The sequence below is a fragment of the Arthrobacter sp. SO3 genome (assembly GCF_020532825.1).
In the GTDB taxonomy this organism is placed as follows: Bacteria; Actinomycetota; Actinomycetes; order Actinomycetales; family Micrococcaceae; genus Arthrobacter.
Genome location: NZ_MQTS01000080.1, coordinates 1 through 5,663, shown reverse-complemented (window position 1 = coordinate 5,663; position 5,663 = coordinate 1). Strand labels below are relative to the sequence as shown.

Annotated in this window: 6 protein-coding genes; all 6 read left to right on the top strand. The window is 61.1% G+C overall.

What is annotated here, in order from left to right; all coding sequences use genetic code 11:
- On the top strand, nt 1–1,095 hold a 1,095-nt coding region (locus tag BJQ90_RS08415), incomplete at its 5' end, for a tyrosine-type recombinase/integrase (RefSeq protein ID WP_226759842.1).
- Nucleotides 1,092–1,496 carry a hypothetical protein gene (locus BJQ90_RS08410; RefSeq protein WP_226759841.1) on the top strand — a complete coding sequence of 135 codons (405 nt, stop codon included), beginning with the start codon at nt 1,092–1,094 and terminating at the stop codon, nt 1,494–1,496. The genes BJQ90_RS08415 and BJQ90_RS08410, both read left to right, overlap by 4 nt.
- A 688-nt stretch (nt 1,497–2,184) precedes the next feature.
- Nucleotides 2,185–2,589, top strand: coding sequence for an SHOCT domain-containing protein (locus BJQ90_RS08405; protein WP_226759840.1), 405 nt, complete (start codon nt 2,185–2,187; stop codon nt 2,587–2,589).
- Nucleotides 2,590–2,669: 80 nt separating this feature from the next.
- Nucleotides 2,670–3,278, top strand: coding sequence for an RNA polymerase sigma factor (locus BJQ90_RS08400; RefSeq protein WP_226759839.1), 609 nt, complete (start codon nt 2,670–2,672; stop codon nt 3,276–3,278).
- Nucleotides 3,275–4,189, top strand: a complete 915-nt coding sequence (locus BJQ90_RS08395) for a peptidase M56 family protein (protein WP_226759838.1) — start codon at nt 3,275–3,277, stop codon at nt 4,187–4,189. Before BJQ90_RS08400 ends, BJQ90_RS08395 begins: the two co-directional genes overlap by 4 nt.
- 401 nt (nt 4,190–4,590) lie before the next feature.
- On the top strand, nt 4,591–5,154 hold the full coding sequence (locus tag BJQ90_RS08390; protein WP_226759837.1) for a dihydrofolate reductase family protein: 564 nt from the start codon (nt 4,591–4,593) through the stop codon (nt 5,152–5,154).
- The last annotated feature ends 509 nt before the right edge of the window (nt 5,155–5,663 follow it).

The window sequence follows — 5,663 nt, the reverse complement described above, 5'->3', positions numbered from 1 at the left end:
CTATGGTTATCAACAGCCAGCCTTGGCAGCGTAGAAGAATCCATTCAATCCGCTGTCCGAAATCTCCGCAGCAGCTCAGTACGAACCTATGCCTTGTCGTTGCTTCGGTTCCTTCGATTTTTGTGGGCTGTCGGGGTCAGCTGGGAGCAGGCAACGTCCCTTGAAGCGCGTGACTTCGTGTTGTGGGCGCGCCAGGCCGAGAAGTTCGTCGGGAATCGTAACGTCCCTCAGCGGCGGGGGAGCCGGAACCTTGTCACGGGAAAGAAGCATCTTGGAATGCGTTACTCGCCCTCGACGATCAACCACACGACGACGGTGTGTAAGGAGTTTTACGCTTTCCAGCTTCGGATGGGTGACGGGCCTATCGTGAATCCTTTCGAGCTGCGTCGTGGGCGAGCCCATGCGCATCATGATCCTCAGCGGGAGTTTGCCCTGGTGCGGCGACAACCCTTGCGTCAGCGCCAGGCAAACCGGGTGCCCAGATCAATCCCGGATGGAAAGTTTAACGATCTGTTCCGGCGTTTGCGGTCCAACAGGGACCGGGCGTTGGTGGCGTTTTATGTCAGCAGCGGTGCGCGGGCGAGCGAGCTGCTCGGGCTCACGGGCGACCGGGTCAACGTGGGTGACCAGCTGATCGGCGTCTACCGCAAAGGCGGCCAGCTGCAATGGTCACCCGCTGCGCCTGATGCTTTCGTATGGCTTCGGCTCTATCAGCTCGAAGGAGGCGTCGCCGGCCCGGATGAGCCGGTTTGGCTCACGCTGCGGGGCGAGCCCCGTCCTCTGTCCTACGAAGCCATGCGCGCCGTCCTGAGACGCTGCAACGACCTCCTCGGTTCGAACTGGACGCTGCACGATCTGCGGCACACGTTCGCGATCCGAGCGCTCGAGGGCGGGATGGGCCTTCACGAAGTCCAGGAGTTACTGGGTCACCAGTCGCTGACTACGACCACGGTCTATGCGGTTCCGCATATGGAGGAAGTCATCGAGCATTACCGGGCCCATCTGAGCAGCAGGACTTCCCCTGCCGCTGACAGTTCACCGGCCGGTCAGCCCTATAACCCCGATGAGTTACGCGTGCTTTGGGGGAACCAGTGACAACTCCGCCCATCAACAAGATCCAGACCGCACGACGAAGCTGGAATGACCACACGCCGCCACCACAGGAACAACAACCGCCTGCACTGCCGCCCATCCCTTCTGGACCGCTGACCAGTGGCTGCCAACACGAACACGCATGCCTCCGCTGTGCCCTTCTCCGTCCGGATCCCAGCCAGATCAACAGGCTCCAGGACATTATCGACAACCTCGAAGAACGCATTACCGAAGCCGAACAACACGGCTGGCTCGGCGACGCCGAAGGACTGCGCGTCACCCTCAACAGCGCCGAAATGAAGCTTGCACAGATGTTTAAGATGCAGAGTAACCAGAAGTCCGAAGTCGTCGACTTGGGCATCCCACGTGCTCGCTCCGGGCCGTCCGGAGTTGAATCTGGATGACCGAACGCAGAAGGCAGCACCAGCGGTACTCAACGTCTAAGCTCCGGATATGAAACCACGCGGGATTCTAATTGCCGCACTTCTGTTGGTGGTCATAGCGGCAGTCGCAATTGCATTTTGGGCGAGTGTCGGCGACCGTCCAGGTCCAATGAAATCTGCTCCGGTTTATCAGGGTCTAGGGAATGAACCGGGGCTAGAGACCCCGGAGAGCCTGCACTGAGGTCTGACCGCGTCCCACACCGCCGCGTCTTTATCATTAGGTATGAACACGCCTCCGCGAATGATTGCCCCGCTCCTGGCTTTGTTCCTTGCCGGTTGCGCTGACGCTGGCTCATCGTCGGATCCGTATCACCGAACCAGCGGCCATGATAGGTCCTGGAACGTCGGCGCAACTCACCCTCGATACGACACACTTGCCCCGTGCGAGGGGGATCCAAGTGTGGAAAACGCCATTGTGAGCGCCGACCTGCCATCCTCGCATCTCAGCATGAAGCTCCTGCCGAATTCGACCGAAGAAGATGCAATTCGGGTAGCCCACTGTCTAGCGGAAAGTCTCACAAGTGGTGAGATATGGATTGCCTCACCCCGCTGACCGAAACTCCGCATGGAGCGTTGCAGTTGCGGACGCATGCCTCTGATCCCGGTCCACGGGATGTTCAAGAAGCCTGCGCAGGGTTATTCTCGGCAGATGAACGACCACTTGGTTCCGGCCGAGGCCGAGGGATACACATTTAGGTTCGGCATTAGCCGAACGATGCTGCGGATAGTTGGGTTATGCGCAGTCGTTGCCGTGGCAGTCCTTACTGTGTTGATAAACGCCACTGAGCCGTTCCGCCTCCCTTTGGGGATTACCCTCGGAGCCCTCGCGATCACCTTGCTCGTCGCCTACGCGTTCAGCTCCTCCGCCCGCGCTCGAAAGTTGAAACCGGCGAGGAATGAAAGCGCCAGGGAGCGTCAAGTGGTGTTCGGCAAGATAACCGGCAGGAAGTCCTTAGCGGCGGAACTCGCTCTCCTTTCAGAACTCCATAGGAGTGGTGAGCTTTCCGACGAGGAATTTAGCGTCGCCAAGCGCCGCATCCTCGACGGCAAATAGCTAAGAGTCGACCTCGGCAATGTACTCAAAGTTTTTTGGAATCAGCGAAACCTCTTGGGCATTGCCGGACACTACAGGGTATGGGGAGCAAAGAAACCGTAGAAGAGGGGCTGTGGCACCTTAGCGTTCAGGGCCAGAGCGACGCTTTTGGTACCCTCTACGACCTGCACCGCGACAGGGTCTTCCGCCACGCTTACCGGCTCTGCGGGAACCATCACGATGCCGAAGACATCATGGCGGCCTCGTTCCTCGAACTCTGGCGCCGGCGAAAGCAGGTCCGGGTGGTGGAGGGATCGATCCTTCCATGGCTGCTGGTGACGACCACCAATGTGGCCCGTAACCGGACCCGCGCTGCCCTGCGATATCAGCGGCTCCTAAACTCCCTTCCCCGCAGTCAGGAGTCCAATGACGCTGCTGCAGATCCGTATCGCAGATACCAGAACCAGCTTGATCAGGACCTGGCCTGGGCGCTGGGCACATTGGCGTCCGAGGACCTGCTTTTGGTGAGCCTGGTCGTGTTCGAGGAGCACACGATCGCAGCTGCGGCCGCCGTATTGAACCTCACCCCTGGGGCGGCGAAATCACGTATGCATAGGGCGCGTCAACGGCTAAGGGCGGCCCTAGTAGGCGACACGTCAGCCAAACCTCCCACCGCTCCGACTCCCGTTTTGGAAGGAGAACGGCCATGAACCAGCTCCACGTTGACCAAGTTTTCAGTGATGCCCTGCGGGCCGAACTGACTGCCCGAGTTGAAAAGGCTGGCCCCGCCCGGAGACGAAAGCGCAGCAGGTTGTGGGTCGGCACCGCCGTCTTCGCTGGTTTGGGACTGTTGGGGGGTGTCGGGGCTGCCGCGGCTGGCCTGTTTGTCCTGCCGGGTTCCCCTGTTGTCACTCCGTTGGCGTCCGCCGTTACGGAAACGCACACCGGAACGGCAACGATACAGCTTGGCCCCGCTCCTGAGGGGAGTACAGGCATCGAAATGGAGTTGCATTGCCTGAGCCCTGGAACCTTTGAGTACGGGCGGGGGGCCAGTAGCACTTGCGGCCAGGACGATGTAGGAACGCCTCAGGACTGGACCGGCTACACAATTCCGCTCACCCCAGGGGAAGAAAGCATCACCATAACAACAAGTCCCGAAGCTAGCTGGAAACTGACGGCCCAGTACGTCAACACGGAGATCACTGATTGGGCAGTCAACGCCGAAGGGGACACCTACGGCGCACTAAACGAGAACGGAAGCCCCGATCTGGTCGCCGTATTAGCGACCAACGGAACGCCCGGCTACGCCTATCGGACAGAACTTGAAGATGCCAATGGAACCACCGCCAGCAAGACGTTCAAGAGTCCAGCCGATGCCCTCGCATGGCAGGAAGCGCGCATGGGCAAGACCTTTGTCGTCCCCGTTTACGACTCAACGGGGAAGATAGTTGTAGGCGAATTCGTCATCGGCTACTCAGCAGGAAGTTCCGGAGTCGGTGGAGAGCCGGCAGCGGAGTGCGCGGGAGTTCCGCCGACGTTAGATCCAGGCGAGACATTCCCCTGCCCGGGGTTATCGCCTATGGAAACCGGATGTCCTGCCATCCCGGTCCCTCGCGACTGACCCGGCGTAAGGACATAACCAGAAGGCAGCCGAATGCGCGCCTAAGGGGTTGGGCCCGATGCAGTACCGTCAAAGCCAGAAATCCGAACGGAAGGAGCGCTTCTGAGTGGGCCGGTATTGACCTTCGCTGGATCGCCACAACCTATCTAGTCCGGATAAGTCCTCATTGACGACGGCACTTTCTGCCCGGGATTCCCATTTCCTCCCCGGCGGCCTGATCCACACCCGGTGCGATGGGCGATCCATCAGGGGCGGCTCAGTTAAATCGCGGAGCGAAGGCTATGGCATCCAGATCATTGGCAGTTACGGTGGCTCCATGAGGGACGGGATGCTGCTGATCATGTGCGGGACGACAGAGTTTAATGACGCCCTCGACCACTACGAGACGGAAGGCTGGCGCCGTGCGGAAACTGATCTACGGCATGAATCTCACCCTGGACGGCTACATCGCCGCGGCTGGCGACGACATCGGCTGGAGCGTGCCGGGCGACGAACTGTTCCAGTGGTGGCTCGACCAGGAGCGGGCCAGCAGCCTGTCGCTGTACGGCCGCAAGCTGTGGGAGACCATGAGCTCCTATTGGCCGACCGGCGACCAGCAGCCCAACGCCACCCCGGCGGAGATCGACTTCGCGCGGAACTGGCGGGACACGCCGAAGGTGGTGTTCTCCTCGACGATCGACAAGGTCGACTGGAACACCCGTCTGGTCACCGGCGACGCGATCGCCGAGATCACCCGGCTCAAGGCCGGAGACGGCGGCCCGATGAGCATCGGCGGCGCAACGCTCGCCGGGGCAGCCATGCGGGCCGGTCTGATCGACGAATACGCGCTGGCCACCCATCCGGTCCTGGTGGGCGGCGGCACTCCGTTCTTCACCGCGCTGGACAGTTGGGCGAACCTGAACCCGGTGGAGACGCGGATGTTTCCCGGCGGCGTGGTCCTGACCAGATACGAGTCGATCCGCTGAGCGCGACTCCTCCGCGCGGTTGGGGAAGTACTCCACCACCAGCGGCCCCACGTCGACGGGCAGCAGATAGTCCGGAATGCGCCTGCGCACCGCCCCGGCGACCTCAACCTTCAACATGATGACCGGATTCCTCATCGGATTCGCCCCCGTATCCACGAACGACCTCCGCGATCGCACCAGCGATCAGTAAAGATCCGGTCTGGGTCGTCGCCGCGCTGCTCGCCCAGCATGCGTTGACGCCGGCGGAGGCAGGGATCGTCGGGATTTGATTGAGGGCCACGAGGCCAGCTCCCACGTCCAAAACGCAGACAGCGACGCCGGATACCCAGAAGCCGGATGCGGCGATGACGGGGAAAAATGATGGCTTCGGCGGCCGGTTAACTCGGGGGAAGGCGATGGCAGCAAAGCCCACCAGTTCCTACTACTCGCCCTTTGAGGCCCGCCCCGCCTACCGACATGCCAGGCTCAGCGAGCTCATGATCAGCTCCGGACCAGTTGCCATGTCATGC

Bases quoted from the DNA above. Each gene is read 5' to 3' on its own strand.
- BJQ90_RS08405 (WP_226759840.1), top strand. From the start codon at position 2,185: ATGAACGACCACTTGGTTCCGGCCGAGGCCGAGGGATACACATTTAGG.
- BJQ90_RS08400 (WP_226759839.1), top strand. From the start codon at position 2,670: ATGGGGAGCAAAGAAACCGTAGAAGAGGGGCTGTGGCACCTTAGCGTT.
- BJQ90_RS08395 (WP_226759838.1), top strand. From the start codon at position 3,275: ATGAACCAGCTCCACGTTGACCAAGTTTTCAGTGATGCCCTGCGGGCC.